The 26091-nt window shown below is 59.5% G+C and carries 25 protein-coding genes; 5 read left to right on the top strand and 20 right to left on the bottom strand.

Annotated features, from left to right (window positions below; translation table 11 throughout):
• Positions 1-115: 115 nt before the first annotated feature.
• From ACXAH0_RS07345 to cyoA, 6 genes are all read right to left on the bottom strand, one after another.
• On the bottom strand, positions 116-616 hold the full coding sequence (locus ACXAH0_RS07345) for a ferritin (protein WP_475189990.1): 501 nt from the start codon (positions 614-616) through the stop codon (positions 116-118).
• Between the two features lie 390 nt (positions 617-1006).
• On the bottom strand, positions 1007-1729 hold the full coding sequence (locus ACXAH0_RS07340) for an SURF1 family protein (RefSeq protein WP_475189989.1): 723 nt from the start codon (positions 1727-1729) through the stop codon (positions 1007-1009).
• A gap of 12 nt (positions 1730-1741) precedes the next feature.
• Positions 1742-2131, bottom strand: a complete 390-nt coding sequence (gene cyoD, locus ACXAH0_RS07335) for a cytochrome o ubiquinol oxidase subunit IV (protein WP_475183964.1) — start codon at positions 2129-2131, stop codon at positions 1742-1744.
• Complete coding sequence (cyoC, locus tag ACXAH0_RS07330) at positions 2128-2760, bottom strand: cytochrome o ubiquinol oxidase subunit III (RefSeq protein ID WP_475183966.1); 633 nt, start codon at positions 2758-2760, stop codon at positions 2128-2130. Before cyoC ends, cyoD begins: the two co-directional genes overlap by 4 nt.
• Positions 2760-4769, bottom strand: a complete 2010-nt coding sequence (cyoB, locus tag ACXAH0_RS07325) for a cytochrome o ubiquinol oxidase subunit I (RefSeq protein WP_475183968.1) — start codon at positions 4767-4769, stop codon at positions 2760-2762. Before cyoB ends, cyoC begins: the two co-directional genes overlap by 1 nt.
• A 56-nt stretch (positions 4770-4825) precedes the next feature.
• On the bottom strand, positions 4826-5956 hold the full coding sequence (gene cyoA / locus ACXAH0_RS07320) for a ubiquinol oxidase subunit II (protein ID WP_475183970.1): 1131 nt from the start codon (positions 5954-5956) through the stop codon (positions 4826-4828).
• A 339-nt stretch (positions 5957-6295) separates the two neighbouring features.
• Between cyoA and ACXAH0_RS07315 the strand changes: the two genes are divergently transcribed.
• On the top strand, positions 6296-7600 hold the full coding sequence (locus tag ACXAH0_RS07315) for an MFS transporter (RefSeq protein WP_475183972.1): 1305 nt from the start codon (positions 6296-6298) through the stop codon (positions 7598-7600).
• A 90-nt stretch (positions 7601-7690) separates the two neighbouring features.
• Here the strand turns inward: ACXAH0_RS07315 and ACXAH0_RS07310 are convergent, their stop codons facing one another.
• The gene (locus ACXAH0_RS07310; protein WP_475189986.1) at positions 7691-8737 is read right to left on the bottom strand and encodes a siderophore-interacting protein; all 1047 of its coding nucleotides are present in this window, start codon (positions 8735-8737) and stop codon (positions 7691-7693) included.
• Positions 8738-9236: 499 nt separating this feature from the next.
• Here ACXAH0_RS07310 and ACXAH0_RS07305 point away from each other — a divergent pair, with 499 nt between their 5' ends.
• Both ACXAH0_RS07305 and fumC read left to right on the top strand, forming a co-directional pair.
• Positions 9237-9539, top strand: a complete 303-nt coding sequence (locus ACXAH0_RS07305) for a VOC family protein (protein WP_475189984.1) — start codon at positions 9237-9239, stop codon at positions 9537-9539.
• Between the two features lie 62 nt (positions 9540-9601).
• Complete coding sequence (fumC, locus tag ACXAH0_RS07300) at positions 9602-10996, top strand: class II fumarate hydratase (protein WP_475183978.1); 1395 nt, start codon at positions 9602-9604, stop codon at positions 10994-10996.
• Positions 10997-11110: 114 nt separating this feature from the next.
• On the opposite strand, the gene ACXAH0_RS07295 is transcribed toward fumC, so the two are convergent.
• The 9 genes from ACXAH0_RS07295 to ACXAH0_RS07255 form a co-directional block, all read right to left on the bottom strand.
• On the bottom strand, positions 11111-11881 hold the full coding sequence (locus ACXAH0_RS07295) for a cyclase family protein (RefSeq protein WP_475189982.1): 771 nt from the start codon (positions 11879-11881) through the stop codon (positions 11111-11113).
• Positions 11878-12804, bottom strand: a complete 927-nt coding sequence (locus tag ACXAH0_RS07290) for an NAD-dependent epimerase/dehydratase family protein (RefSeq protein ID WP_475183983.1) — start codon at positions 12802-12804, stop codon at positions 11878-11880. Before ACXAH0_RS07290 ends, ACXAH0_RS07295 begins: the two co-directional genes overlap by 4 nt.
• Positions 12804-13781 (bottom strand): fumarylacetoacetate hydrolase family protein, encoded by a 978-nt coding sequence (locus ACXAH0_RS07285; RefSeq protein WP_475189980.1) that lies wholly within the window; start codon positions 13779-13781, stop codon positions 12804-12806. The genes ACXAH0_RS07290 and ACXAH0_RS07285 overlap by 1 nt, the downstream gene beginning before the upstream one ends.
• The gene (locus ACXAH0_RS07280) at positions 13778-14404 is read right to left on the bottom strand and encodes a cupin domain-containing protein (RefSeq protein ID WP_475189979.1); all 627 of its coding nucleotides are present in this window, start codon (positions 14402-14404) and stop codon (positions 13778-13780) included. Before ACXAH0_RS07280 ends, ACXAH0_RS07285 begins: the two co-directional genes overlap by 4 nt.
• Positions 14401-15519 (bottom strand): MFS transporter, encoded by a 1119-nt coding sequence (locus tag ACXAH0_RS07275; protein ID WP_475183990.1) that lies wholly within the window; start codon positions 15517-15519, stop codon positions 14401-14403. The genes ACXAH0_RS07280 and ACXAH0_RS07275 overlap by 4 nt, the downstream gene beginning before the upstream one ends.
• Before the next feature lie 67 nt (positions 15520-15586).
• Positions 15587-16717 carry an FAD-dependent oxidoreductase gene (locus tag ACXAH0_RS07270; RefSeq protein ID WP_475183993.1) on the bottom strand — a complete coding sequence of 377 codons (1131 nt, stop codon included), beginning with the start codon at positions 16715-16717 and terminating at the stop codon, positions 15587-15589.
• 9 nt (positions 16718-16726) lie between these two features.
• Positions 16727-17140 (bottom strand): Rieske (2Fe-2S) protein, encoded by a 414-nt coding sequence (locus tag ACXAH0_RS07265; protein ID WP_475183995.1) that lies wholly within the window; start codon positions 17138-17140, stop codon positions 16727-16729.
• A gap of 110 nt (positions 17141-17250) precedes the next feature.
• Positions 17251-18198 carry a VOC family protein gene (locus tag ACXAH0_RS07260; RefSeq protein WP_475189978.1) on the bottom strand — a complete coding sequence of 316 codons (948 nt, stop codon included), beginning with the start codon at positions 18196-18198 and terminating at the stop codon, positions 17251-17253.
• Between the two features lie 43 nt (positions 18199-18241).
• A complete protein-coding gene (locus ACXAH0_RS07255) occupies positions 18242-19408 on the bottom strand; it encodes an alpha/beta hydrolase family protein (protein WP_475189975.1) in 1167 nt (388 codons plus the stop codon).
• 184 nt (positions 19409-19592) lie between these two features.
• Here ACXAH0_RS07255 and ACXAH0_RS07250 point away from each other — a divergent pair, with 184 nt between their 5' ends.
• Complete coding sequence (locus ACXAH0_RS07250; RefSeq protein WP_475184004.1) at positions 19593-20525, top strand: LysR substrate-binding domain-containing protein; 933 nt, start codon at positions 19593-19595, stop codon at positions 20523-20525.
• A 175-nt stretch (positions 20526-20700) separates the two neighbouring features.
• Here the strand turns inward: ACXAH0_RS07250 and msrQ are convergent, their stop codons facing one another.
• Positions 20701-21333: a protein-methionine-sulfoxide reductase heme-binding subunit MsrQ gene (msrQ, locus tag ACXAH0_RS07245; protein WP_475189974.1), complete on the bottom strand. Its 633-nt coding sequence runs from the start codon at positions 21331-21333 to the stop codon at positions 20701-20703.
• Between the two features lie 7 nt (positions 21334-21340).
• Complete coding sequence (gene msrP, locus ACXAH0_RS07240) at positions 21341-22315, bottom strand: protein-methionine-sulfoxide reductase catalytic subunit MsrP (RefSeq protein ID WP_475189973.1); 975 nt, start codon at positions 22313-22315, stop codon at positions 21341-21343.
• A 650-nt stretch (positions 22316-22965) separates the two neighbouring features.
• Here msrP and ACXAH0_RS07235 point away from each other — a divergent pair.
• On the top strand, positions 22966-23865 hold the full coding sequence (locus ACXAH0_RS07235; RefSeq protein ID WP_475184012.1) for a SphA family protein: 900 nt from the start codon (positions 22966-22968) through the stop codon (positions 23863-23865).
• A 207-nt stretch (positions 23866-24072) separates the two neighbouring features.
• Here the strand turns inward: ACXAH0_RS07235 and ACXAH0_RS07230 are convergent, their stop codons facing one another.
• Complete coding sequence (locus tag ACXAH0_RS07230) at positions 24073-25611, bottom strand: tripartite tricarboxylate transporter permease (protein ID WP_475189970.1); 1539 nt, start codon at positions 25609-25611, stop codon at positions 24073-24075.
• Positions 25611-26075, bottom strand: a complete 465-nt coding sequence (locus ACXAH0_RS07225; RefSeq protein ID WP_475189968.1) for a tripartite tricarboxylate transporter TctB family protein — start codon at positions 26073-26075, stop codon at positions 25611-25613. Before ACXAH0_RS07225 ends, ACXAH0_RS07230 begins: the two co-directional genes overlap by 1 nt.
• Positions 26076-26091 lie beyond the last annotated feature (16 nt).

Here is a 26091-nt window from a genome sequence, read left to right as displayed (position 1 = left end):
GCCCATACAAACCATCCAGTAGGGTCTTGTCGGGTGTGGTTGATACGAGGCGTCCTGCACGGACCTCAAGAAAGTGAGCACGGCCCTTTGGGAGGCCGCGCTCAAGCTATTCTCCTCAGGACACAGCGTCAGCCTTCGCCAGTTCTCCATCCAGCATCAGCATGTGCCAGCGGTTGCCATCGGCCGCCTTGACCTTCTCCAGAATGGAGCGGAAGAGGTCTTCTTCTTCAATCTGCTCTTCCAAGAACCAGTTCAGCATGTTCTGGGTCGAATATTCCTTCTGATCATTGGCCAGTTCAAACAGCGCGTTGATCTGGGCGGCCACATCCTTTTCCTTTGCAAGAGCAAGTTCCAGCACTTCTTTCGGGCTCGCAAATTCACCTTGCGGCGTTCCAATCCCTTCCAGCTTCACGCGGGAATCCCGCTTGACCAGAAAATCATAAATGCGCATGCCGTGATCCACCTCCTCCTTGGAATGTCCCCGGAACCAGGCGGCAAAGCCGGGCAACTCGATGGAATCGAAATAGGCCGCCATGGCGAGATAGGTGTAGGACGCCTGGAGTTCGGAATTGATCTGCTGGTTGAGGGCTTCAGCGACCTGGGCGTTCATTTTCATGGCTGTTCCTTTCTTCCAGTCAGGCAGGAACTGTGGCGTCAGGCTCTGGCGGCAGCTTTGAGAAAAGTCAAAAAAATACAGTTTTTATCTTTTATTTCAATTAGTTAAAATGCTTCTTACTTGCAATTGCGTCTCATCCCAATCCCGATTGTCAAAACCCGGTCGGATAGGTCCCTGGCAGCTGAGACTGATATCAGGACTTCGCGCTGGCAGCCCCTTTCCAACTCATACCATTCGCAATTGATGATGACCTATTTGACCGCGCTTGGAGGGTCTTCGGCCAGGAGTGCGTCGCAGGTCGATACGGGGTATCGGGCCAGACGTGCGGCAACGTCCGAAGACCCTCCAAGCGCGGCCTCCGACAAAGGGCATCATCAATGGCGCTTGGTATCAGGAGCGCCGGGCAAGCCAGATCACATAGCCTGTGCCCGCCAGCAGACCCAGGGCCATGGCGTACCAGGTGAGTGCATATTGGAGATGATTGTTGGAAAAGCTGAGTTTGGTCAAACCACCCCGTGGCCAGTCCGCAGCACCGCTGACCTGGTCCGCATCAATGAAATACGGGGCGGGCGGTGGCAGTCCTTCCGCCTTGGAAAACGCGTCCACATCCCGGGAATACCAGCGCCCGGCCTCCGGCTCATTGTCCTGCAGCAGGGTCCCCTTCGGCTCTGACAGGCGCAGAAGACCGGTTATCGTGACGTCTTGGTGCACCGGCTCATTGCGGCTGTCGGCAAACCGTTTGTCCGGCGGCACAAAGCCCCGGTTGATCCAGATGATTTCGCCCGCCCCGGTCTGAAGCGGTGTCAGGATCCAATATCCGCCGCCCAGCTCTGTCAGCGCGCGCACGGGCAATTCGTGGGAATTCAGGAGCGTTCCGCTGACCTTTACCCGCAGATAGGCGTCATCATCAGCGTTGATCCCGGGCCAGCTGCGTTTGCCCGGGGCGGGAACCGGGTCTGAGAACGCCCGGGTTTCAATGGCGTGAAGCAGCGCGGTTTTCCAGTCCAGACGCCGCATCTGCCAATTGCCGAGCTGGACCAGCGCAACGGCGGCCAACGCGACAAGCAGCAGCAAAAACCGGTTCATCCATTTCCGCTGCCGCCAGTCTTTCATCGTATCACCCGCTTAAGGAAGAGAGCGCACGCGTTCGATCTGATCGTGAGCGGGCATCATGTTTTCTTCCAGGTTGAACATGACCCAAACCGAGCCGGACAGCATGATCACCACCAGAAGCACCGTGAATACAAGCGCCATGGCGAGCCAGCCTTCTTCGGCCTTTGAGGTCACATGCAGGAAGTAATAGATGTGAACAATCATCTGGGCCGCGCCGAGCACGAAGATGATCGCCACCGCCAGAAGCCGGCTGTCCAGAACATCCCCCATCACCACATAGAACGGGATGGCGGTCAGGATGACCGACAGGACAAAGCCGATCATGTAGGACTTGAAAGACCCGTGACCGCCGCCCTGGTGGCCGTGGCCCTTGTCGTGGGCGGTGTTGGAAGACGCACTCATAGGACAACCCCCGCGAGATAGACAAAGGAGAACACACCGATCCAGATCAGATCCAGGAAGTGCCAGAACATGCTCAGGCACATGACCCGGCGCCGGTTGGCTTCGGTCAGGCCATGCATCTGCAGCTGGATCATCAGAACGATCAGCCAGATGCAGCCACCCGTCACGTGCAACCCGTGGGTGCCCACCAGAGTGAAGAAGGACGACAGGAAGGCACTGGCCATCGGCGTTGCCCCGATATGCCACAGATGGGTGAATTCCAGAACTTCCAGATAAAGGAATGCCCCGCCGAACAGGCCGGTGACGATCAGCCAGAGCTGTGTCCCGATCAGGTCGTTCTTGTCCATCCGCAGAACGGCAAACCCATAGGTGATGGACGAGAACAGCAGCATGAAGGTCGACACGAGGATCATGTCGATTTCGAACAGATCCTTCGGAGACGGACCGGCTGCATAATTGTGGCCGAGCACCGCATAAACGGCAAAGAGGCTGGCAAAGATCAGGCAATCGCTCATCAGGTAGATCCAGAACCCAAGCATGGTTCCCGTCTCGTGATGATGCTCTTCGTCGTGATCGTGGGACTGGCGAACGTAAAATTCGACAGGCGCCGCAGTGTTTTCGGTTGTCATTACGCTTTTGCCCCTGCCAGCAACTTGGTCCGTTCACCCTCGATTTTCTCGACTTCGTCCGGCTGGACATAATAGTCGCGATTATAGTTGAAGGTGTGATCGATCCCGTATCCGAGCGCCAGAACGAAGGTCACCGCAGCTAGCCACCAGATATGCCAGATCAGGGCAAACCCGAGCACCGTGACGATCCCGGCCAGAATGATGCCAGTGCCGGTGGATTTCGGCATATGGATCGGCTCGAACTTGTCGGTCGGACGCTCATATCCCTCCCGCTTCATATGCGCCCATGTGTCAACCTCATGAACCTGGGGGGTAAACGCGAAGTTGTAATAGGGCGGCGGCGACGAAGTCGACCATTCCAGCGTACGCGCGTTCCAGGGATCGCCCGTTGTGTCGCGCAGCGACTCCCGGTCCCGGATGCTGACAAACAGCTGCATCAGGAACGACCCGATACCCGCGGCAATGAACAGGGCTCCAATCAGCGCGGTGATGAAATAGCCAGCATAGATCGTGTCTTCAAACTGGCTGAGGCGGCGGGTGACCCCCATCAGGCCCAGCAGGTAGAGCGGCATGAAGGCCAGATAGAAGCCGGTCAGCCAGCACCAGAAGGAGACCTTGCCCCAAAACGGCTGCAGCTTGAAGCCGAAGGCCTTGGGGAACCAGTAGCTCATCGCCGCGAAGATGCCGAACACCACGCCGCCGATGATGACATTGTGGAAGTGGGCGATCAGGAACAGGCTGTTATGCAGCACGAAATCCGCCGGCGGCACCGCCAGAAGAACGCCCGTCATGCCACCGATGACGAAGGTCAGCATAAAACCGATAGTCCACATCATGGGCAGTTCGAACCGGATCCGGCCCTTATACATGGTGAACAGCCAGTTGAAGATCTTTGCCCCCGTCGGGATCGAAATCACCATGGTGGTGATGCCGAAGAAGGAGTTGACGCTGGCGCCCGCCCCCATGGTGAAGAAGTGGTGCAGCCAGACGATGTAGGACAGGATGGTGATCACCACGGTCGCGTAGACCATAGAGGTGTAGCCGAACAAGCGCTTGCCGGAGAAAGTGGACACCACCTCGGAAAACACGCCGAAAACCGGAAGGGTGAGGATATACACTTCCGGGTGGCCCCAGATCCAGATCAGGTTAACATACATCATCGGGCTTCCGCCCATGTCACTGGTAAAGAAGTGGGTACCCAGATACCGGTCCAGGGTCAGCAGCACGAGCGTTGCGGTCAGGATCGGGAAGGTTGCCACAATCAGGATGTTGGTGCAGAGCGAGGTCCAGCAGAAGACCGGCATGCGCATATAGGTCATGCCCGGTGCCCGCATCTTGATGATCGTGACCACTAGGTTGATGCCCGACAGCGTGGTCCCGATCCCCGCGATCTGCAAGGCCCATATGTAATAGTCGACCCCTACGCTCGGACTGAACGTGATCCCCGAAAGCGGCGGATATGCCAGCCAGCCGGCGGTGGAGAATTCCCCCACAAACAGGGAGATCATCACAAGCACGGCCCCGGATACGGTCATCCAGAAGCTGAAATTGTTCAGGAAGGGAAAGGCGACGTCGCGCGCGCCGATCTGCAGCGGCATGACAAAGTTCATGAGCCCGGTGACGAATGGCATCGCCACGAAGAAGATCATGATCATGCCATGGGCTGTGAAGATCTGGTCATAATGATGCGGGTCCAGATAGCCGGATCCGCCGCTTGCGGCCCAGGCCTGCTGGACGCGCATGAGCAGGGCGTCGGCGAACCCGCGCACAAGCATGATAAGCCCCAGCACCATGTACATGATGCCGATTTTCTTGTGGTCGATGCTCGTGAACCACTCTTTCCAGAGGTAGCCCCATAGGCGGAAATAGGTCAACGCGCCCAAAACGGCCGCGCCACCAATTGCAACGCCGATGAAGGTCACCACCACGACAGGTTCATGAATCGGGAAAATATCCCAGCCCAGTTTGCCAAAAACCGGGTCCCAGCGGGCATAATCAGCTGATGCCATTCCGTCCTCGAAGTGTTTGCCTTGACCGGGTCCTCCCCATCGACCCGGTCATAAGTTCAGTTGGTTTGACTTGTTTGAGATGCTGCGGACGTCCGTCCGGACAGCGCCAAAATCTGGTCCAGGGCGTTGATATCCGTCCTGGCAACCGACATGTTGGGAGTGTCGCCGTCTTCGGTCTTGGCAAGCTCCCGGTCGATCCGGATCTTCGCCATGCGGGCGGCCGGGTCGTTGGAGCTGCAGATACCGGCAAAGACTTCGCGCAGGTAAAGGCCTTCAAGGCCGCCCCCGCCAAGCGCATCCACCATCATCATATCGTTCTGGCACAGTGTGCCGCGTTCCACGCACAGGTTGATGATTGCGTCCCACAATTGCCCGTCGACCGCGCCGTAGTAGGTGACCGGATGATCGATGCTCGGTTTGTCGAGCGCAACAAATGTGTCCCGGTCCATCGGCTCATCCACTGCGGCGACCTTCTCCACCCACTGGTCGAACCCCTCATGGGTCATGCCCTTGAACTGGAAATTCATATGGGAGAAGCCGGCGCCGCTGTAGTTGGCGGAAAAGCCCTTGAAGCTGCCTTCTTCGTTGATGACCGCGTTCAGCTCGGTCTGCATGCCCGCCATGGCATAGATCTGCCCGGCCAGGGCCGGAATATAGAACGAGTTCATCACCGTGGATGAGGTGATTTCGAATTTCACTGGCCGGTCGACCGGAGCAGCCACTTCATTGACCGCAGCTATGCCCTGTTCGGGATAGATGAACAGCCATTTCCAGTCCATCGCCACCGCCTGGATTACCAGGGGCTTTGCATCTGCGGGCATCGGCTTGTCGGCCGAAATCCGCGACAACGGATTATAGGGCTCCAGCCGGTGCGTCGCGACCCAGGTCAGTCCGGCAAGGCACAAGATGATCGCCATCGGAACACTCCAGATGACAATCTCAAGATTGGTAGAATGATGCCACTCCGGATCGTATTCAGCGTTTTTGTTCGTCGCCCGGTATTTGAAGGCGAAAAATACGGTCAGCGCCATGACCGGCAGCACGACGATCAGCATGAGCACCGTGGAATAGATGATCAGGTCGGCCTGCTGGCTGGCAATATCCCCCGACGGGTTCATCACCACGAGATTGCAGCCGCCCAAAAGCGGTGCGAGCGCAAAAAGGCTGAGGTTGCGGAGTGTTTTCATATAGGTCGCACCACGGTTCATTGCTGTCGTTTAAACGAAACTTCGTGCAGACGCACAGGATGTTGCTGACGAGTGGTTTTCAGAAGATGGCTTTTCGGTGTTGTGGGCCTTGTAGTAAAACAAGATCAGTCATGCAAGACGCTTTTGCGCCGCAACATAACAGACGATAAAGGCCAGCACGTCAATCATCCTATTGCGCCGCAGCATCTTCCCCAGCGGCACAATAAGCTTGCTTCCTTTGGCAAGCGGTTTTGAACTCCAATGATAAAGTTATTTTCGCTATTCACAAATGGTCTGAGGGAAATAATATGAGGTTATTCGTAACGGGAGGAGATACGAATGACTGATATTGCGAATATCCACGAGAAACCCCAGGATGGAAAAAGGGCACATCTCGAGGTGGATGAGCTTGTGATCACGGTCATCATGGCCAGGGTCACCGACTATTTCGGCTTTTTCGTTTACGCATTCGCCTCCGTCCTGGTGTTTCCGCGGCTCTTTTTTCCAAATTATGACCCGGCCACAGGGATGCTTCTGTCTTTCGCCGTGTTCCCGCTGGCCTTCATCGCAAGACCTTTCGCCAGCCAGGCCTTCAAGCTTCTGGAACGGCGTGTGGGCCGCGCGGGCAAGATCACCATTGCCCTTTTTGTGCTCGGCGGCTCCACCATGGCGATCGGCCTGCTGCCGGGTTACGAGAGTCTCGGGATCCTGGCGCCCATCCTGCTGATCGTGTTCCGGATCGGCCAGGGCATCGGCAAGGGCGGCTCCTGGGACGGAATGACGCTGCTCCTGCAAACCAACGCACCGCAGCATCGCAAGGGCTGGTACGCGATGATCCCCCAGCTCGGTGCGCCGATCGGGCTGTGTGTTGCCGCCGCCATCTTCTATGTGCTGACCGGCTTTCTGACCGATGAGGAATTCATAACCTGGGGCTGGCGCTGGCCGTTTTTTGCGGTTCTGGCCGTCAATGTCGTTTCCCTGTTCGCCCGCCTACAGCTCATTCACAGCGACGGACACGAAATCCTGAAGGAAGAAGTCCAGCTCAAATCCGCCCCCTTCCTGGAAATGCTGTCGGTTCACTGGAAAGACGTGCTGCTGGCAACCTTCCTGCCCCTGGCCAGCTACGCGATCCTGCACATGGTCACGGTTTACCCGCTCGCCTTTGACTATCTGACCGGGGAAGCCCCGATTTCCGACTTCCTGCTTCTGCTGCTGATCGGCGGTGTCTGTGGCATTCCGGCCGTGGTGTTCTCCGGCATCCTGTCCGACCGGTTCGGCCGCCGGCGCATGCTGGCCATTGTGTCGGTCCTGATCGGGCTGTTCAGCTTCTCGGTCTCGGCCCTGGAAACCCACGCCTTTGCCTATGTGCTGGTCGGCTATGTGCTGATGGGCCTCTCCTATGGCCAGGCAAGTGCGATCCTGCCAAACCGGTTTGAGCAGAAATACCGCTATACGGGCAGCGCGTTGGCAACAAACTTGTCCTGGATCTTCGGCGCCGCTTTTGCACCGTTGGTGGCCCTTGGCCTCACACAGGAATTCGGGCTGATATTTGCCGGTTTCTATCTCCTGTCCGGCGCCCTGGTTACTCTGCTGGCCCTGGCCCTTCTGGCCACACGGGGCAAACGGCACGCCACCATCGGCTAGAGCCGCGTCCGGCTGGCCTTTCTGAGAATATGACGACAAACGGCCTGGCCCTTTCAACAAGGGCCGGGCGCTTCTTATCGGCTGGACCCGTTAAATATCCCGCCAGTAGGCGATGGCGTATTGCTGCCCCTTTGTCAGGCCCCACTCCCCCTTGAAGAGCTTGCGCATCGCCTGCGCGTTCTGATGTTCCCCGGCAAACCAGGCAAAATCCGGCCAACTTGATGCGACGAGATGCCGCGCCTGCCCCAAACAGTCTTCCGCGAAACGAGCGGGTGGCAGAGCAACCAGATCAAGTCCCGTCTCAGGCAGATAGGCTTGAAGCGTTTCCAACCCATCTGCTGCCGCCAAAAGGGTTCCCCGGGTTCCCGGCGCCAGGGTCTCAAGGGTGCGCGCCAAGGCAGGCAAGGCAGTCTGGTCACCCGCTAGAAAAACAGACTGACCGGCTTCCGGCCGTTCGCGGCCTGCGGGTCCCATCAGGCCGACGGGGTCGCCGGGACGAGCCGCTTTCGCCCAGCCCGTCACCCGGCCGCCCTCATGGCAGACAATGTCGATCTCCACGGTCCGGGTGACGGGATCCGCTGACTTGATGGTGTAGTAGCGCACATGCAACTCGTCCTCTCCCGAAGGCCACCGGGTCGCGCCATTGGCCTCTGCAACCGGCCAGACCGGGAGCCTGCCCGGCGTCATGGGCACAAGCAGCTTGACGTGCAGGCCGGGCCCGCACAGGCTGTCATCCCAAGTCTCAAAGGACAGTGTGAGCCGGATCAGGCCCGGTATGGGCGCCCTGCGCCCTGCTATTTTGGCCGCATGAAAATTGGAAGGCAGCCGGGACGCACCGGCGCCAGCTGCAATGCCATCCCAACGCAGCGCCTGCGCGCTTTTACTGTCCACTTCCGCCAGATGCAGTACCACTGCCTCTCTTAGAAAATAGAGTGCGCTCTCGCTTTCTGCGGACACTTTGATCGCAAGCCCGTTGCCATCCGATACGATATCAATGACCTGATTGGCGCCGCCAAGTGTGGCGCGTCCGGCACCGGTTTCTTCAACGGGCACATCATGGCCAAGCGCATGATCAATCAGCTGGCGGAAGGCGGCATCGGCCTCAGCCAGGCCGACATAGGTGGACGAATGGTGCAAGGGTCAGGGCTCCGTTCTAGACAGCAGCGAGGGCATTCTTCGCTGCATTCCGGCATACGAAGACAGGTCAACAGCCCGGGCCTCTCCTCAAATCCTCACCCGCAAGCGCCGCGCACCCTATCCTCGCATGGGCCGTGAGAAAAGCCCCCGTTCCAGTAGAAGTGTGAAGTCTGACAGGCCCTCTTGCGATGCGCCCCGGATCCCCACGAAATTAAACTTGATATTTAAACTCAAGTTTAATAGGGAAAACATCATCTTCGCTCTGCATGGCGGTCAGCAACAAGCCAACCGAATGGGCCCGGCGCTTTTCCCAAAGGCCCGGCCGGAGTGATGAGCGACACCTGCCCCCCATCACGTCAAGAGGCCGCCGAACGCCATGAGAGCCAATCCGAGATCTTTCGACACTTTCCGGCACAAGGCCCGCAAGAGAGGCGCTCCTGCCGCGCCCGAAACGACACCCCTCCCGCTGCTGCCCGCGTCCGACTTAAGACGTACCTGCGTGTTTTACAGCGCGTTGCCAGGCGTCGCGGTCTATAAGGATCTTGATGGTTTGCGCGTGCGCGGCTGCGGGCTTGATCTGAAACTGCTGCGCACCGGCGCTGAGGCGCAGCGGCCAGCGCTCGACATTGTGGTGCGCGTCAAGAATCTCGAGAAGCTGCACCGGGCCTGTCAGCACCGGGGCCTGCCCGCTCCCGGCCGTCTTCAGCACTGCGGGAATGACGGCCTCCGCTTCAGCCTGAGCGATCCGGACGGCAACAAGCTGCATTTTGTTCAGGCAGGCCCGGCAAGCATCCCCATCTAGAGGTGCCTGTGCCGCTCATACCCTGAACACGCTTACGACCCAACTTTTGCTAGAGGTGATCCATGTCCAACACTCCCCGCAAGGAAAGCGACTCTTTCGGCGCTCTGGATATTCCGGGCGACAAGTATTACGGCGCCCAGACGGCCCGCTCGCTGATCAACTTCCCCATTGGCGGCGAGACCATGCCCCTGCCGCTGGTTCATGCGCTTGGGGTGATCAAGCAGGCGGCGGCCCGGGTCAACAAGGCCCAGGGCAAGCTGGCACCCGAGCTTGCAGGCGCCATTGACCAGGCGGCGGGCGAAGTGGCCGAGGGAAAGTTTGACGGCGATTTTCCCCTTGTTGTCTGGCAGACAGGCTCCGGAACCCAGTCGAACATGAATTCCAATGAGGTCATTGCCAACCGGGCCATCGAAATCCTGGGCGGTGAGATCGGTTCGAAAACGCCGGTCCATCCGAATGACCATTGCAACATGAGCCAGTCGTCCAACGACACCTTTCCAACTGCCATGCATATTTCCGCTGCTCGGGAAATCCATGAGACCCTTCTGCCCGCTCTGGCACATCTGAAAGACGCCCTTGAGGCCAAGGCAGCCCAGTGGGCGGAGATCGTCAAGATCGGCCGCACCCACACCCAGGACGCGACCCCCTTGACCCTCGGCCAGGAATTTGGCGGCTATGCAGCCCAGCTCGGCATGGCGCTGCTCCGGGTCGAGGAAGCCTCAGATGGTCTTTACGATTTGGCCCAGGGTGGCACGGCTGTCGGCACCGGCCTCAACACCAAGGCAGGCTTTGCCGAAGATTTTGCAGCAGAAGTTGCCAGGATCACCGGTCTGCCCTTCCGCACCGCGCCAAACAAATTCGAGGCTCTTGCGGCTCATGACGCCTATGTCTACGCCCATGGCGCGCTGAACACGGTGGCCGCGTCTCTGTTCAAAATCGCCAATGACATCCGCCTGCTCGGCTCCGGCCCCCGGTCTGGCCTTGGGGAGTTGTCCCTGCCGGAAAACGAGCCCGGCTCCTCGATCATGCCGGGCAAGGTCAACCCAACCCAGTGTGAAGCCATGACCATGGTCTGTGCGCAGGTCTTCGGCAACCAGACCACGATCTCCTTTGCCGGAAGCCAGGGCCATTTTGAGCTGAATGTCTATAAGCCGGTCATGGCCTACGCTATGCTGCAATCCATCAAGCTTCTGGCCGATGCCAGCCGCAGCTTCGCCGACCGGTGCGTGTCCGGCATCACGGCGAATGAGGACAACATCAAGACCCTGATGGAACGCTCCTTGATGCTGGTGACAGCCCTTGCCCCGGCCATCGGGTATGACAAGGCAACTGAGATCGCCAAGACCGCCCACAAGAACGGCACGTCTTTGCGTGAGGAAGCTTTGAAACTTGGCTATGTAAGCGAAGACGAATTCGATGCGCTGGTGCGGCCGGAAAAGATGATCGGCCCAAACTGATACTCGTTGCACACTAACGACCAGCCTCACCAAATAAGAACCTGTTGGATAGGTTTTTATTTGGTGAGGTTGCTATGAACACTTGCAGGCCAGACGCTCGTGACGGCCGGGCCGTCAGCTGTCCAGCATGGCAATGGCCCGGCACCAGCCGGCCGAGCCGCCCCGGATCTTGACCGGCAGGCAGGACACTGTGAAACCGCTGCCTGGCAGCTCATCCAGTCGGGTGAGCTTTTCCATATGCATGAATATGCCTTCCCGTGCGGCCTTGTGACCCTCCCAGATCAGGCCCGCATCCTTGGTTTCGGCAAAGCGTTTGGCCGTGACCGGAAACGGCGCATCCCAGGACCAGGCATCGGTTCCGGCGATTTTGACGCCCTGATCCATCAGCCAGAGCGTGGCTTCGCGCCCGATGCCGCAGCCCTTGCCGAGAAACTGCGGCTGGCCATAGGTGGCCCCCGCAGCTGTGTTGACCAGAACAATGTCAAACGGCTGCAGCGTGTGCCCGGTGGCGGCCACCGCCTCCTGAAGATCTGCGGCAGTGGCGACATAGCCATCGTCCAGATGGCGCAGGTCCAGCTTGACACCGGGCCGGATGCACCAGTCCAGCGGAACTTCGTCAATGGTCCAGGCCCGCTCACCGTTGTTCATGGTGGATGCAAAATGCCAGGGAGCGTCCAGATGGGTGCCCGCATGGGCGGTCAGGTTGAGCTGTTCAACCGCCCAGCCCTCGCCGCCTGGAACATCGGCAATGTCGAGGCCAGGAAAGAAGCGGAGCACTTCTTCCGACCCTTCTTCATGGGCCGTATAGGTGATCTGCGGTCCGAGACCGGGTGGATCGGCAGGAATGTCATTTTCAATTGCGACGGAGAGATCGAGGATTTTCATGATGAAACTCCGGTGGCAAGAATGGCCTTGGCCAGGGAAATCGGATCCCGGTCACACCAGAACCCGGAAGAATGCGCCGGTGTGGCGTCCAGCGAAGGCATGGCGCCAAACAGGCGTTGAAGGTGGCTGTCATCGCCCCAGCGGATATCCGGAGCATGGCCGCAGACCCTGGAGATGGCCCGGGCCACCTCTGCAACAGTTGCCTGCAGAACCGGAATCTGAACGACCGTTCCGGGCAGAGTATCGAACCCGGCTGCATGGATCAGATTGCCGACGGCAGCGCTGCGGGACATCCACCAGCAGGAACTCTCGCCCGGCACCGGACAGTTATAAGACCGGTTCTGCGCAATATGATGAAAGATCTGGCTCATGAAGGCCGAGCCGTGCCCGCTTTCGGCTGCGGGCCGGGCGACAATGCCCGGCAGACGCAGGCTGATCGCCGAAAGATCACCGCGCCGGGTCTGGTCGGTCAGCTGGATCTCGGTCATCAACTTGTGTGCGCCATAGCTGAGAACCGGTTGCGGCCGTGTGGCCGCCGTAACGGGTTCCGTGCCCAGGTCTCCATAAACCGCGATGGAAGACGCAAACACGAACCGGGTTCCCGGGCGCCGCGCCGCAGCCAGTCTGGCCAGCGCCAGCGAGGCCGTCAGATTGATGGCGTAGCCTGTTTCCGCTTTGCGTTCGGCAAGGCTGCCGGGCACGCTGGCCAGATGAAAGACCAGATCCGGCGCCGGATCGAACAGGCTGTCCCGGAAGGCCGGATCGGCAAGATCCCCTTCCCGGCATTCCGCCCCTGCCGGTCCCTTCGCCTGAAAGCCCCTGTCACACAGAACGAGATGTGTGAGATCCGGCCAGTTGTCCGCAAGACGCTGCGCCAAAGCCTGCCCGACAAATCCATCCGCTCCGGTCACCAGGACACGCATCAGTTTTGCACCACTTTCTGGTCGATCACCCCGAAGGGCGCCGAGCCATCCGGCAACCGACCTTCCATGCGCACGGTGTCGCCGAAACTCAGGAAAGGGGTCTTGGGACTGCCCTCGTCCAAAAGCTCAATCACCCGGATCTCCGAGATACAGGACGACCCGGCCGAGCGGGCCTCGTTGGACACGGTTCCCGATCCGACAATCGTACCCGCGCTCAGGCGGCGGGTCCGGACGCAATGGGCAATCAGCTCGCCAAAGGAAAAATGCATCTCCCGGCCATGGGCGCGGCCGACTTCCCGGCCATTGACCTCCACATGCAGGGTCAGGCCGATCCGGCCCTCCTGCCAGCAGTCTCCGATCTCGTCCGGCGTGATGGCAATCGGGGCAAAGCTAGAGGACGGCTTGGCCTGCAGAAACCCAAATCCGGCCCGCATTTCGCGCGGGCCAACAGAGCGCAGCGACCAGTCATTGATTTGAACCAGCAGCTTCACCTGATCGAGCGCGTCCTGCGCCGACGCGCCCATCGGCACATCGCCGACGATCACGCCGAATTCGCCTTCCATATCGATGAACAGCGCTTCATCGGGAAACTCGACCGGGGCCAACGGCCCGCGAAAATCATCGCTCGCGCCCTGATAAACCAGCGGAATGGTCTCAAAATCCGGGTTGGGCTGATTGTCGAACGCCTTGTCCATCAGCCGCCCGTGATTGAGAAACGCCGAGGCATCCAGCCATTGCGGCGCCCGTGGCATGGGGGCCAGGCAGCGCTCCGGCTCAAAGGCAGTCGCAAACGGTTCTTCACCCGCGTTCAGCCGCGCATATAGCGCATCCAGACGGGGCGCGGTGTCGTTCCAGGCCTCGATCGCTTCCAGCAGCGTGGCAGCGATGCCAGTTGCGGCCACAGCTTGTGTGGCATCCCTTGAGACAACCCAGAGCTGGCCGTCGCGGCTGCCGTCATGATAGGTGGCAAGTTTCATGCCTGGGTCCCTTCCTGATCCGCAGGAGACTGACCGTTGTCCCGGTCCAACAGGATTTGGGACAGGGCCGGTTCGTATTCTCCGGACACAAGCACAAACAGCATCCGGCACAGTTTGCCGGAGCGGTTGGCCCAGGCATGATTGGTGCCCCGCTGAACGACCACGGAACCGGGTTTGAGAACCACCTCGCCGTCATCCACCACAAGGGTCAGTTCCCCTTCAATCACGATGCCATAGTCAATGGATTCGGTCCGGTGCATCAGGGGATGGGGGGAATCTGTCTTGACGGTCGAGGCGTTGCTGTCGCCGATCTGCGCAAAGGCATCGCCCACCTGCTTCGAGCCGGATTTCAGGAACTCTTCCGTATCCGGAGGAATGTCGACAAACCGGATGCGGGTGCCTCCGGCCGGTGGCGGCAAAGTGATCGCCCCGGCGGCCGGGTCCGCTCCGTCCGGCCCGATGGGCGCTGGCGTTGCTCCGGTCGCCCAGACCTCATGAAAGACGGTGCCCGGTATGGCCTTGATTTCACTGACGGTCGCTAGAGGTCCGACGTCGGTCAGGATTGACCGGCCATCCTCCCCATGGCCGGTGACAATGCGGGTGATGGGGGGAAACTCAGTCATGCGTTTCTAGCCTTTGTAAACAAGGTGATCGACAGGACCGCCACCAGCACGGCGGCAATGCCGAGCGTGTGGAAGCCGAAATTTTCGCCCAGAACACCACCGGCAATCGGCCCCAGCGCAGCGCCGATCATGAGCATGGCCGGAGTGGCTGCAACTGCCCGGCCCGACGGATCAAGCCGTGCCAGAAGGCCGAAGGCGAACGTGTGCGTAAAGATCTGGATCGCCACAAAAAAAGCTGCAGAGGGGGCCCAGAGCGGCGCGATGGTGGCCGTGGTAACTCCGAGCGCAAGAACCGCCTGAATGGCGGGGCCTATCTGGGTGACCCGCGTGGCGGACACCCGGTTTTGTAAAAAAGTGGCCAGCGGCGCCGGGATCAGGAAGTTGATGAAGCCGAGCGCAATCAGAACGCCCAGCACCAGCTGGGTCTCAAAACCTCTGGCCTTGCCGATCACTTCCACGAAGGAGAACACCATGGCCTGGTTGAAGGTCATGATGCTGATGCCCAAAATGGTAAACCAGGTAGCCTTGCTAAAGGGGGTCTTGGCCTGCTCTTCCACCTGTCCCGGATTGCGGAACAGAACGGCAGAGGCGAGCGCGGCCAGAACCATGACGCCACCGAACACCTCAAACATCACCGGACCGCCCTGAGCAATCAGCAGCTGCGGCAGCGCCGCCAGCAAGATGATGGCAAAGAGGCCAAGCGCCATGCCCGCAGCCGCGAACAGCCGGTGCGGATTGCCCGAATGACCCATCGTGCCATGCACCATGGACAGCGCCGAGCCTGCCGACAGACCGGCAATCAGGTGAAGGACGGCCAGGGGCACAAAGCTGGACTGGGTGGAGGTGATAAGGAAGGCGGCCGCAGACAGGGCAAAGCCCATTGTGGCCACGAGGCGCTGGTTCAGCTGGTTGAACCGCGGGGCCAGAACAAGGCTGGCGGCAACTGCCCCCAAAAGGAAGAGCGTGGCCAGCGCGCCGCTCTCCTGCGGGCTGAATCCATAGCGTTCCACCAGGGCTCCGACCCACACGGGCAGGGCCACCAGATCCAGCATACCGGCGCAATGGCCAACCACGAGCGCAGCCATGGCGGCTACGCCGAATTCTTTCTTCGACATATTCCCTCCTCATATGTGTCATTTGCCTGCCGCCCGTCTCGTCCTCCGGGACGGTCAGGCCAAAGGATCAGATCGCCTGGGACAGGGTCTTCATGGACGCCTGCATGATCGCCGCATGCTGCTGGCGGTCCCCGTTTTTGATCTCGATCTCGGCCAGCTGACCGGAATTTTCGACCACCATCCGGCAGCGCTCCCAGCGCCGGTCCTGAAAGGCGGTCAAGGCCGATTCCAGCCCCTCATTCCGGACAAGTTCCTCTGTCAGCACCACGGCATCCTCAATGCCGATACAAGCTCCAGCCGCCAGATGGGGTGTGGTGGCATGCACCGCATCGCCAATTAGAACCACCCGCCCCCGGAACCAGGGCCTCGGCAGAAGCAGATGTTCCAGCGGCCGATAGATGATCTGGTTGTCCTCGCCAAGTTGATCTGAGATCTTCTGGATGGTCGGAGACGGGAACCGTCTGAGCAGAGCCCGCAGGCTTTCCACGAAGGTTTCCGGTGGCACGTGATCATTCGTCATCCGGTCTTCGGTCAGGAAAAGATAGACCTGATCCTTTGACACCAGATTGACGCCAACCTTGAGCTTTGGACCCATCCACATGGTGATGGTATCCACTCCTTCCGGGCGCGGCAAAACCGCCCGCCAGACCGACTGGCCGATGAATTCAGGCTCCGGAGCATCCGGGAAACAGGTCTTACGTAAGGACGAATTCAGACCGTCCGCACCGATTACAAGGTCATAGAGCCCGTGTGTGCCGTCGGTGAAGGTCACCGATACGCCGGCATCAGTGTCAACAATCTTCGAAAAGGTAAGCCCCAACCGAACATGTGTGGCCGAGGCGCGCACGGCATCAGACATGATCCTGGCCAGCGCCGGACGCATGATGGCACCACCGCCCGGAATGTCGGGGCCGGCAACGCGCGGTGTCGGAATGCGGGCCACCACGCTGTCATCCGGGCCCCGCATCTCCACATCGTCAGAGGCATAACCGGCTTCCATGAACTGATCGAGCAGGCCGAGCTGCTGTATGACCCGCAAGGTGGAGCCGTGCAGGCTGATCCCTGCCCCATAGGAGCGCCAGCCTGCGTCTATCTCCACAAGATCGACCTCAAACCCCTGACGCGACAGCTGCAAGGCCGCTGTCATGCCGGAGAACCCGCCACCAATGATCAGCACCTTCTGGATGCTTTTGCTCATTTCTTCCTCCTAGCCGGTGACCTCGGCAAAGACGCTGTCTTCTTCCGTCACCGTAATCTTGACCCGGGTCAGGGATTGTCCGAGGCATGGCCCCAGAACGCATTTGCCCGTGTCCATTTCGAAAAGCGCCCCGTGGGAATGGCAGGCGACATGGGTCCCGCCGCCATTCAAATATGCATCGGTTTTCCAGGCCATCGGCGTGCCGCTCGAATAATGCGGACAGGCATCAAGCCACGCGTGAAGAACACCGTTTTTGCGCAGCAAGATGACCTTCCGGTCAAAGCCTTCCAACGGGCCGAACCCGCGGGCTTCGCCTTCGCCGATCTCTCGGCCAGAACAGAGCCGGACACGTTCCGTCCCGCCCTTGCAAGGGCCGGTCTGATCAGGCGGAACGGGGGCTGGCATGTCTTCGTCTGTCAACATTCCCGTCTCCGTTTGCCGTCTCGTTCCGCTGTGCTTGGGCATCAGGATCGGCCAGGCACGTTAGCCCCTCTTGCCGGGAACCTGTCTGCCTTCAATGACCCCAAGTTTGCTCAGCCTTCCTTGCCTGGGGGCGGACCGCCGCCCGGCGCCCATTTTTCCCGTGTCTCAAACAGAATGATCTGGGAAGCTTCGGCGCCATGGGGCGCCTCACGGGCCACCCAGGTGTCGTCATGCTTGTCCATGTCCGCGTCATATTCGAAGTGGCAGCCAAGCGGACTGTTGAAATACCAGAACCAGTTGGATCCGAACTTGTGGCGACCCGGGCCCCAGAAGCTCTGGTATCCCTTTTTCACAAACCGGGTGCCGGCCACCATGAGTTCGGTCGGTCCGCCCATATGGAAGGCAAGATGTTCACATCCCTTCATGTATTCCGGCGTGCGGATGAAGAAGAGCGTGTGATGGTCCGCGTTTGCCTTCGGGCGCAGGAAAGGACCGGCCCCGGTGAGAATGTCCGTCACCACAAATCCGAGACGGTTGCAGTAGAACCCGGTTGCAATGTCGATATCGGGCACGAACAGGACCACATGGCTGAGGGTGCGCGGCGTAGCCGGCATTTCTTCCCACACACCGATTTCGTTCGGCATGCGCTGCGCAGGCGCGCCCGGCGCATTGATCTTTTCCGCCGGCATCGTCAGCTCCCGCCGGATCGTGACCTGGAATTTCAGTTCAAATCCGTGGTCATCCTTCGTTTCCAGCGATCCGTCTGCAAGCCTGGTCACCCGGCGGTCCTTGGACAGCTCCGCCTCAATAGCCTCCAGGTCATCGGCGGACTGAACACCATAAACCTGCTGACGCAGCAAATTTGCGGTCGGCAGCGGCGGTGGAAGAGACGGGTCGTCCTTCGCCCGGAGGATAACCCCCGTTCCGTCCAGCGCCTCAAAGAGCCCACCCGTCTCATCGACATCGACCGGCTTAAGGCCGAAATCGGTCAGATAGGCGCTTGACGCGGCAACATCGTCGACGCCGAACACCAGAAAATCAGGACCGATGATATTCATACTCTCGTCTCCCACGTCCCGGCCGGATCCGGCCAGGCTTCTTTTACGTTGTAACTGCCGTGCGTCCGCTCAGAACCTCAGCGACCCAGTCAGCAATATAGGCTCCCGCATTTGCTGAATTGTCGAAGCTGGAATGTTGAACGCCGCCGGTGCGGGCATCGAACACTTTCAGCTCCCGGTTCGGGCTGTTGACCAGCTGGTCATAGGTTTCCTGCGCCCAATGAACGGGGATCTGGCTGTCTTTTTCACCATGGGTGACAAGGAAGGGAACCTTGACCCGATCCAGAATGCCGTGCAGATGCACCTTTTCGGCGATCTTCAGGAACGCATCCATGTCCTTGGCGCCCCAGACCCAGCGCACATGCTCCCAGTAATGGGGCACGGGGAAATTGCCTTCCTTGGCGAGACGCTTTTTCTGAACATCGCGCCAGTCATGATTGGCGCCCCAGACAACACCGCAGGCAAAACGGGGTTCAAAGGCGACCGCACGCGGGCAGTAATAGCCGCCCAGGGACACCCCTTCCATGCCGATACGCTTCGGATCAGCAAACGGCTGGTCTTCCAGCCAATCGACCACCCGGCTCGCCCAATGCTCACTGTCATAGCGGGCGTGCAGATCATGAAGCCTGAGGGCTTCGCCCGTTCCCGGCTGGTCGACCACCAGAGAGGCAACGCCCCGGGCGGCCAGCCAAGCCGGCAGGCCGACCAGGTATTTCATTTCCTTGGTGCTGTCCAAGCCGTTGACCTGGACCAGAATGGGCGCCGGCCCCTCAACACCGTCCGCCGGCACATAGAGCGCTGACAGGTGCGTACCTTCATAGGGAATTTCAACCCGGCGCGCCTTGGCCCCCGACAGGGCGAGACCTTTTTCAAAGGTCGCCAGAAACCTTTTGTAAAGCGCGACACGTCCTTCGGACCCATGCGCCTGCAGGCGCTCGGCGGTCAGCATGTAATTGGCGGCGCGCACCAGCTTGTCTCCGGCGGAGATCATCCGTCCCCTGGCCTCGTCATCTTCCGCAAGGCCGACCAGCTTGTCGGCCATGGTGATCCAGGTTTCGCGGAAAGCCTGTGTTCCAGCCGCATCACGGGCCTTGGCGGCCTCCTGAAGAGGCGCACACATTTCCTCAATCTCGCCTATTCGCGCGCCCATTTCGATCGACAGATCGACGGACAGGTTCCACGGATAGTTGGTTGGGAAATACTTGAACATCTGGTCTCCTTTGGGGTGCCTCTTCGCCGGGCATTCGCAAAAGGGGAGACCAATCGGAACGCATTTTTGGAAATACGTTTCGATTTCCTCCCCTGAAAAGACAGATAGTAACAAACGACATGTTTACAAAATTGCTTTAATCAATGATTTGTATTTACGGGATTCATACCTTGGGAGGGGAAAGATGCGATTCAAGAATCTTGATCTCAATCTGCTGGCGGCCCTGGACACCCTGATCCGGGTGCGCAATGTGAGCCGGGCGGCCGAAGAGATGTTCATCACCCAGTCGGCCATGAGCAACGCCCTCGGACGGTTGCGGGACTATTTCGACGACCCACTACTGATCCAGGTGGGCCGAAGCATGGAGCTGTCCCCCCTGGCCGTATCTCTTGAGCAGCCATTGCGGGATATTATCGTGCGGATCGATGCGGCTGTCGTGGCAACCCCGTCCTTTGTGCCGGAGACCTCCACACGAAGCGTCAATCTTGTCGTCTCCGATTATACGCTCAACACCCTTATGCCGGTCTTTTTGCGGCAGGTGGCCAACCGGGCTCCGGGACTGCAGATCAATTTCACTCCCCAGCAAAACTATCCGCACCTGCTTCTGGAACGGGGCGAAGCCGATCTTCTGATTGCCCCGTCCATTTTCTGTTCCACCAACCACCCCAGCGAGCAGCTGTTCGAAGACCCGTTCCTGTGCATGGTCAGTGAGAGTATGCCGTTGAAGAACGGCAAAATCAGCCGCAAGGCGTTTCTGGCAGCCGGACATGTGGTGATGCAGCCTCCCGGCGGCGGGATCAGCTTTGCCCAAAGGGCCTGCAAGCAACAGGGCATGACGATCAAGGCGGAGGTGACAACCTTCTCCTTCTGGTCCTTGCCGCTTCTGATCCGCGGCACCAACCGGGTTGCGCTGCTCCAGAGCAAACTGGCCGAACAGGCCGTCAAACAGGGCGGTCTGAAGACCGCAATACCGCCTGTTGACATTCCCGCTCTTGAACAGTCGATGCAGTGGCACAGCTACCGCACACGGGACCCTGCCCTGGCCTGGGTCAGAGAACAGGTCCGGGAAGCTGCAGAAAAACTGTTTGAAGAGACCCAAACCACTGACGGAAGCTGACGCAGCACGGACTGCGCAGCTTTCCGCGGAAGCCTATCCCAGGCGTTGCGCCGAGCGGAAAGGCTCTGGCCGCGGGTCAGGATTTCCTCCAGGGCAGGCCGTGACCGGTTTCGAGGAGGGTCTTGCTTAATATGCAAATCACCTGGAACGCACCACGGTCAAGGAGATGGCGGGGCTACCGTCCTTGCCGCCACGCCAGAAGTCTGGACCGCACCAGACGGTAGCCAAGCAGCAAAAGGGTCACAGCCACATAGAAGGTGATTTCAGGATCTGTCACCTTGCGCGCCATGAAGAAGTGCAGCGCCCCGAGCCCGGCCGCGGCATAGGCCAGCCGGTGCAGCTTCTGCCACGCCCGGCCCAGTTTGCGGACCGAAAAGGCGTTTGACGTTGCCGCCAGCGGTATCAGCAGAACAAAGGCAGCCATACCGAAAGTAATAAAGGGACGCTTGATGATGTCCTGCCAGACCGCTGTCAGGACCAGTTGCTGGTCGAGCCCCGCATAGACCAGAAAATGGAAGCAGACATAATAGAAAGCGAGCAGCCCGAGAGCCCGCCGGTAGCGCAGAAGATTGATCCTGGCCAGATCCCGGACCGGAGTGATGCACAGGCTGAGCAGCAGGAACCTCAAGGCCCACACGCCCAGCACATGTTCAAAAGTCTTGACCGGATCAACGCCCAGATTGTTGGTCACGCCCAGATAGAAATACCACAGGGCCGGAAGCAGTCCGGCGGCATAAAGAGCCCAGACAGATGCCGGGCGCCATAGGCTGCGCCACCAGACAGGCTGAGCCGGTTGCAGGATGCTCATGGACGCCTCAGAAATTCGCTTTCAGATCCAGCCCCGCATAAAGACCGGCCACCTCGTCCCCATACCCGTTGAACATCAGGGTTGGGATCCGCTCCCCGCTGTTGAAGAGGCCACCGCCCGTGCCAATCCGCCGCTCGCTGGCCTGGCTCCAGCGCGGATGCGGCACATTCGGGTTCACATTGGCATAGAAGCCGTATTCATTGGGCGCCGCATCGTTCCAGCTGGTCTCCGGCATCTTGTCCGTCAACGTGATCTTCGTGATCGACTTGATGCCCTTGAAGCCATATTTCCAGGGCACCACCAGACGCATCGGCGCGCCATTCTGGTTCAAGAGCGTTTTGCCATAAAGACCAAGCGCCATGATTGTCAGCGGGTGATTTGCCTCATCAAGACGCAGACCCTCCCGGTAAGGCCAGGACAAAGCCTGTCCGAAACCGCGCTGGCCTGGCATTTCCTCCGGGCGAACCACCCCTTCAAAGGCGACATATTTCGCCGACCCGAGCGGTTCTGCCAGATCGAGAATGGACTTCAGCGGAATACCGACCCAGGGGATCACCATTGACCAGGCTTCCACGCAGCGCATCCGGTAGACCCGGTCTTCCAGCGGGAACTTGGTCAAGAGTGTGTCAATGTCGATGGTCTTTTCGGCCTTGACCATGCCATCGATCCGGAAAGTCCAAGGATACGGCTTGAACGCCGACGAGTAGTTTGCCGGGTCTGTCTTGGACGTGCCGAATTCATAGAAATTGTTGTAATTGGTGACGTCCTTGAAAGGCGTCACCTTGTCTTCGGGCGCTGGAAAAGGCCCGGCAACCGTTGTCAGCGCCTCGCCCTGTTTGCGCAGCCCCTCAGCCAGCACCGGCCCGGCCGCAAGGGCCGCCGCCGCTGCAGCCCCGCCCAGAAGCAGGGCCCTCCGGTTCACATAGACGCTGTGCGGGGTGATCTCGGAAGGTGCTATGAAAGGGGGCTTGTAGGCAGGCATATTCGTCTCTCGATCCGGGGCATTGTCCGGGCGTCTGCCACTCGGGCAGGGCCGGACCGCGTCTGCTTCTAGATGCGTCTTTTTCCGTGATACGCCAAAACAACATGTAAACACGTTACAGTTACGTGAATTTTACCAGCGCGCCTGCCCGGCCCGCAAGTCATCAGCCAGCAAGTCATCAGCCTCCCGGATGCAGTCGACGGTCAAAGACTGGCTCTGGAAGGCGCCATGTCATCGTCTTCCTCAGGTCCGGATGCGAAATCGCCGCGCTTGTTTTATGAAAAAGGACACCCAAACAGGTATTTCAAAAATGAATACCATTCATTTGAAATCGTAATTTTACAGATAGTATTGCATATTCTACGTATATTTCCGGGTGTTCGCATCGTGCTCCAGGAGGAATTGGGCCAGCGAAATCCGGGATCTTCGAGACAGTTCCTGTCCCGGATCCCGAGCGGGAGGGTTTATCGACATCACCACGCCGCCGGCAAGACCGGCAGGCCGCGGACGGCGGAAGAGCCGGCCGGAGGGAAGTCGTGTGTTCCCAGACTGGAAAACCGTTGCTGTTCCCTTGTGTCGAGGGCGCTGACGGGAGGCGTGCACCCCAAAAGGTCCCAAAGGACCTTTCAGGTCCATGTGAGGAGGATGGAATGCATTTGAAATCTAAAGTGAGCGGAGTGCTTCTGTGTGCGGCTCTTTCAGGAACCGCCATATCGGGCGCTTGGGCAGCAGAAAACGGCAACACCCAGTATTCGCCCGGTTCCGCCCAGTTTTTTGCCGGAGGTGTGCCGCCCTTCCCCGGTCTCTACTTCCTGTCACAGACCAGCTATTTCAACGCCGACCGGACCAATGATGCCGACGGCAACGAGCGGCCGATCCCCTTTGAGGTTCAATCCGTCGCAGAAACCATGCGGTTCTTGTATGTAAGCCCGGTGGAGATTGCAGGCGCCAAGCTCTGGACCCAGCTCGTCATTCCGGTTGTTCATCTCGATCTGACCATTCCGGTGGCCTCGGACACCCAACTGGGACTTGCCGACATTTCCGGTACGATTGGCCTCGCCTGGCACACAAAGGGAAAACACGCCTTTCTCGCCGGCCTCGATATTGCCGGCCCGACCGGCAAATACAGCGCCGATGATGCAATCAATATCGGCCTGAACCACTGGTCTTTCCAGCCGACCATTGGCTATCACTACAAGGACCCGAAGGGCTTGGAATTAGGCACCACTGCCCGGCTGATTTTCAACACCGAAAACCATGACACCGACTACACCTCCGGAACGGAATTGGTGGTTGACTATGCGGTTGGCTGGAACATCGACAAATGGCGTCTTGGCGCGGTTGGCTATTACCTGCAGCAGCTGACGGATGACAGCGGCCCGAGAGTTTCGGACGATGGCAACCGCGGCATGGCCTTCGCCATTGGCCCGTCGCTGAGCTATTCCTTCAACCCCGGATTTGAGCTGAGCGGCTCCTGGCAGCATGACGTGGTCACACAGAACCGCTCCCAGGGCGATACGTTCTGGTTCAACGTGGCCAAGAAATTCTAGGGACCCGCGCTCCCAAGGCGGTAGCCTTGGCGCCATGCCTCCTTGGCTCCAGTTTCAAAAAGGCTGCCCCGCGACAAGACCACGCCTTTCCACCCGAGAAGGCGTGGTCTTTGGTTTTGACGAAAAGGATTGTTGACGGCGCCGTGTACAAAGCCGGTCAGCTGATCTCAACCTGACCTGACAAAGACCTATCTGATCAAATTGGTATCACTCCGCCAGACGGTCTTGCTCCGGATCTCCGGCCTTGCCTGAAGATCCCTTCAGAACCATGACGTAGAAAAAGACAGCCGCCAGCACCAGGAAAAACAGGCTGTCCGGACTGGTGAGAAACACCATAGGATTGTTGTCATTGAGCGCAAGGGACCGGCGCAGATACTGTTCCAGATCCGGTCCCAGAATGAAGCCCAGCAGCAGCGAAACCGTCGGGTATCCGTTCTTGCGCATGAAGAAGGCAAGAATGCCGAATACCACCGCAAGCGCCATCTGAAACACCGAGAAGGTGGCCACGTAGCTGCCCACCAGGGCCACGACCGCGATGGACGCATACAAAAGCCCGCGGGGAATGGAAACGATCCGCACGAACCAGGGCCCCAGCAGGAACAGGGTCAGCGGGATCAGGATCAGGGCGCTCAACAGGAGCGAGGCGAACATGGGCGCAATCAGATCCACCTGATTCTCCAGAAGGCGCGGGCCAGGCTGCAGGCCGTTGATGACCAGAACCCCCAGCACGACGGCCGTTGTCGGATCGCCGGGGATGCCGAACATGAGCATGGGCACAAACGCCCCGCCGCACATGGAGTTGTTGGCGCTTTCCGCTGCCGCAATGCCCGTCCGGCTGCCCTTGCCAAACTCCTGGGGCCTTCTGGACCCGCGCTTGGCATCCGCATAGGCCACAAAGGCCGCCATGGAACCACCTGCGCCCGGCAGAATGCCGATGCCATAGCCGATCAGAGCGCTTTTAACATAGGTGAACAGGCCAATCTCGCGGATTTCCGACCATTTCGGCAGGAAATCCCGGCGGCGGACCTTGGCCGCAGCTTCCAGCGTCTTGGCCTGCACGGCCGAGGCATGGAGCTGGGCCTGCACCAGCACCTCGCAGATCGCAAATGTCCCGATGATGATCGGCATCATGTCGATGCCTTCCACAAGAGTTTCTGTCCCGAACGAAAAGCGCGGCACCGGCTGCATCACATCTATCCCGATGGTCGCAATCATGACCCCGAGCATAGTGGCCACAATGCCTTTGCAGATGTCCGCCTTTTCGACGATCACGATCACAATGAGCGCGAACAAAACCAGGGAGAACTTGCCCGGCGTCTGGATCAGAAGCGACGCCTTGGCGGCGAGCGGCATCAGGCCCATGAGCAGAAGCGCTCCGACCGAGCCGCCAATCATGGAGCCGAGCGCCGCATGGCCAAGTGCGTTCGCCCCCTGGCCCCGTTTCATCAGCTGATTGCCTTCCCGCGCCGTCATCATTGAAGAGGGAGCGCCGGGAATATTGATCGTGGTGGCCGTGATGCTGCCCGCATACATGCCGGACATGAAGATGGACGCACACATCACCAGCGCCGGAACCACATCGATGCTGTAGGTGATCGGCAAAAGCAGGGCGATGGCCAGCACAGAGGTCAGGCCCGGCATGGCCCCGAAAAAGGCACCGATGAAAAAGCCGAGCACCATGAAACCGAACACATCAGGCCGAGCAAGCGCCGCGAAGCCTTGCAGGAGATCAAAGAAAAAGTCCACTAGACCCCTCCGGGCAGCATTGGCAGGCGGATGTTGAAGGCAAGGCCGAACAGCCCGTAGAAGACAAGAGTGACCGCCACAGCATAGGCCGCCATCCGCAGGAGGCGGCCGCATTCGAAACGGAACACCCAGAAAAGGCTGAGCGCGAACAGAAATGTTGCCAGCGGGTAGCCGAGCGGCTGGAACAGCGCCACATAGAGCGCTGTTGCAAACACGACCTGGGCCGGAGCCATCAGTGCCGCCATAGGCTCTCCCTTCACAGCTTCACGGCTGTCCCGCCACACAATTCTCAACAGCGCCAGATACATCGCCACCGAGGCCACAACCGGCAAGAACCGGGGGCCCGCCAAGCCTTCGTCAAAGGGCACCCGGATCTGAAAGGCGGCAGTCAGATACACCGTGGTCAGCACAAGCAGAAACACCGGAAACCCAACACGCGCCAGCTTTTGCGAAAAGTCAGACATTTGCTCGCCTGTTCAT

It is taken from the genome of Roseibium sp. AWQ4_290 (genome assembly GCF_056160985.1).
This window is presented reverse-complemented; position numbering and strand designations above follow the sequence as displayed.

Coding starts and splice junctions, on each gene's coding strand:
- msrP (WP_475189973.1), bottom strand. CDS start 22,315: ATGCCTGCCTACAAGCCCCCTTTCATAGCACCTTCCGAGATCACCCCG.
- ACXAH0_RS07345 (WP_475189990.1), bottom strand. CDS start 616: ATGAAAATGAACGCCCAGGTCGCTGAAGCCCTCAACCAGCAGATCAAT.
- msrQ (WP_475189974.1), bottom strand. CDS start 21,333: ATGAGCATCCTGCAACCGGCTCAGCCTGTCTGGTGGCGCAGCCTATGG.
- ACXAH0_RS07225 (WP_475189968.1), bottom strand. CDS start 26,075: ATGTCTGACTTTTCGCAAAAGCTGGCGCGTGTTGGGTTTCCGGTGTTT.
- fumC (WP_475183978.1), top strand. CDS start 9,602: ATGTCCAACACTCCCCGCAAGGAAAGCGACTCTTTCGGCGCTCTGGAT.
- ACXAH0_RS07275 (WP_475183990.1), bottom strand. CDS start 15,519: ATGTCGAAGAAAGAATTCGGCGTAGCCGCCATGGCTGCGCTCGTGGTT.
- cyoA (WP_475183970.1), bottom strand. CDS start 5,956: ATGAAAACACTCCGCAACCTCAGCCTTTTTGCGCTCGCACCGCTTTTG.
- ACXAH0_RS07265 (WP_475183995.1), bottom strand. CDS start 17,140: ATGTTGACAGACGAAGACATGCCAGCCCCCGTTCCGCCTGATCAGACC.
- cyoB (WP_475183968.1), bottom strand. CDS start 4,769: ATGGCATCAGCTGATTATGCCCGCTGGGACCCGGTTTTTGGCAAACTG.
- ACXAH0_RS07315 (WP_475183972.1), top strand. CDS start 6,296: ATGACTGATATTGCGAATATCCACGAGAAACCCCAGGATGGAAAAAGG.
- ACXAH0_RS07260 (WP_475189978.1), bottom strand. CDS start 18,198: ATGAATATCATCGGTCCTGATTTTCTGGTGTTCGGCGTCGACGATGTT.
- ACXAH0_RS07235 (WP_475184012.1), top strand. CDS start 22,966: ATGCATTTGAAATCTAAAGTGAGCGGAGTGCTTCTGTGTGCGGCTCTT.
- ACXAH0_RS07285 (WP_475189980.1), bottom strand. CDS start 13,781: ATGAAACTTGCCACCTATCATGACGGCAGCCGCGACGGCCAGCTCTGG.
- ACXAH0_RS07250 (WP_475184004.1), top strand. CDS start 19,593: ATGCGATTCAAGAATCTTGATCTCAATCTGCTGGCGGCCCTGGACACC.
- ACXAH0_RS07340 (WP_475189989.1), bottom strand. CDS start 1,729: ATGAAAGACTGGCGGCAGCGGAAATGGATGAACCGGTTTTTGCTGCTG.
- ACXAH0_RS07280 (WP_475189979.1), bottom strand. CDS start 14,404: ATGACTGAGTTTCCCCCCATCACCCGCATTGTCACCGGCCATGGGGAG.
- ACXAH0_RS07290 (WP_475183983.1), bottom strand. CDS start 12,804: ATGCGTGTCCTGGTGACCGGAGCGGATGGATTTGTCGGGCAGGCTTTG.
- ACXAH0_RS07255 (WP_475189975.1), bottom strand. CDS start 19,408: ATGTTCAAGTATTTCCCAACCAACTATCCGTGGAACCTGTCCGTCGAT.
- cyoC (WP_475183966.1), bottom strand. CDS start 2,760: ATGACAACCGAAAACACTGCGGCGCCTGTCGAATTTTACGTTCGCCAG.
- ACXAH0_RS07270 (WP_475183993.1), bottom strand. CDS start 16,717: ATGAGCAAAAGCATCCAGAAGGTGCTGATCATTGGTGGCGGGTTCTCC.
- ACXAH0_RS07295 (WP_475189982.1), bottom strand. CDS start 11,881: ATGAAAATCCTCGATCTCTCCGTCGCAATTGAAAATGACATTCCTGCC.
- cyoD (WP_475183964.1), bottom strand. CDS start 2,131: ATGAGTGCGTCTTCCAACACCGCCCACGACAAGGGCCACGGCCACCAG.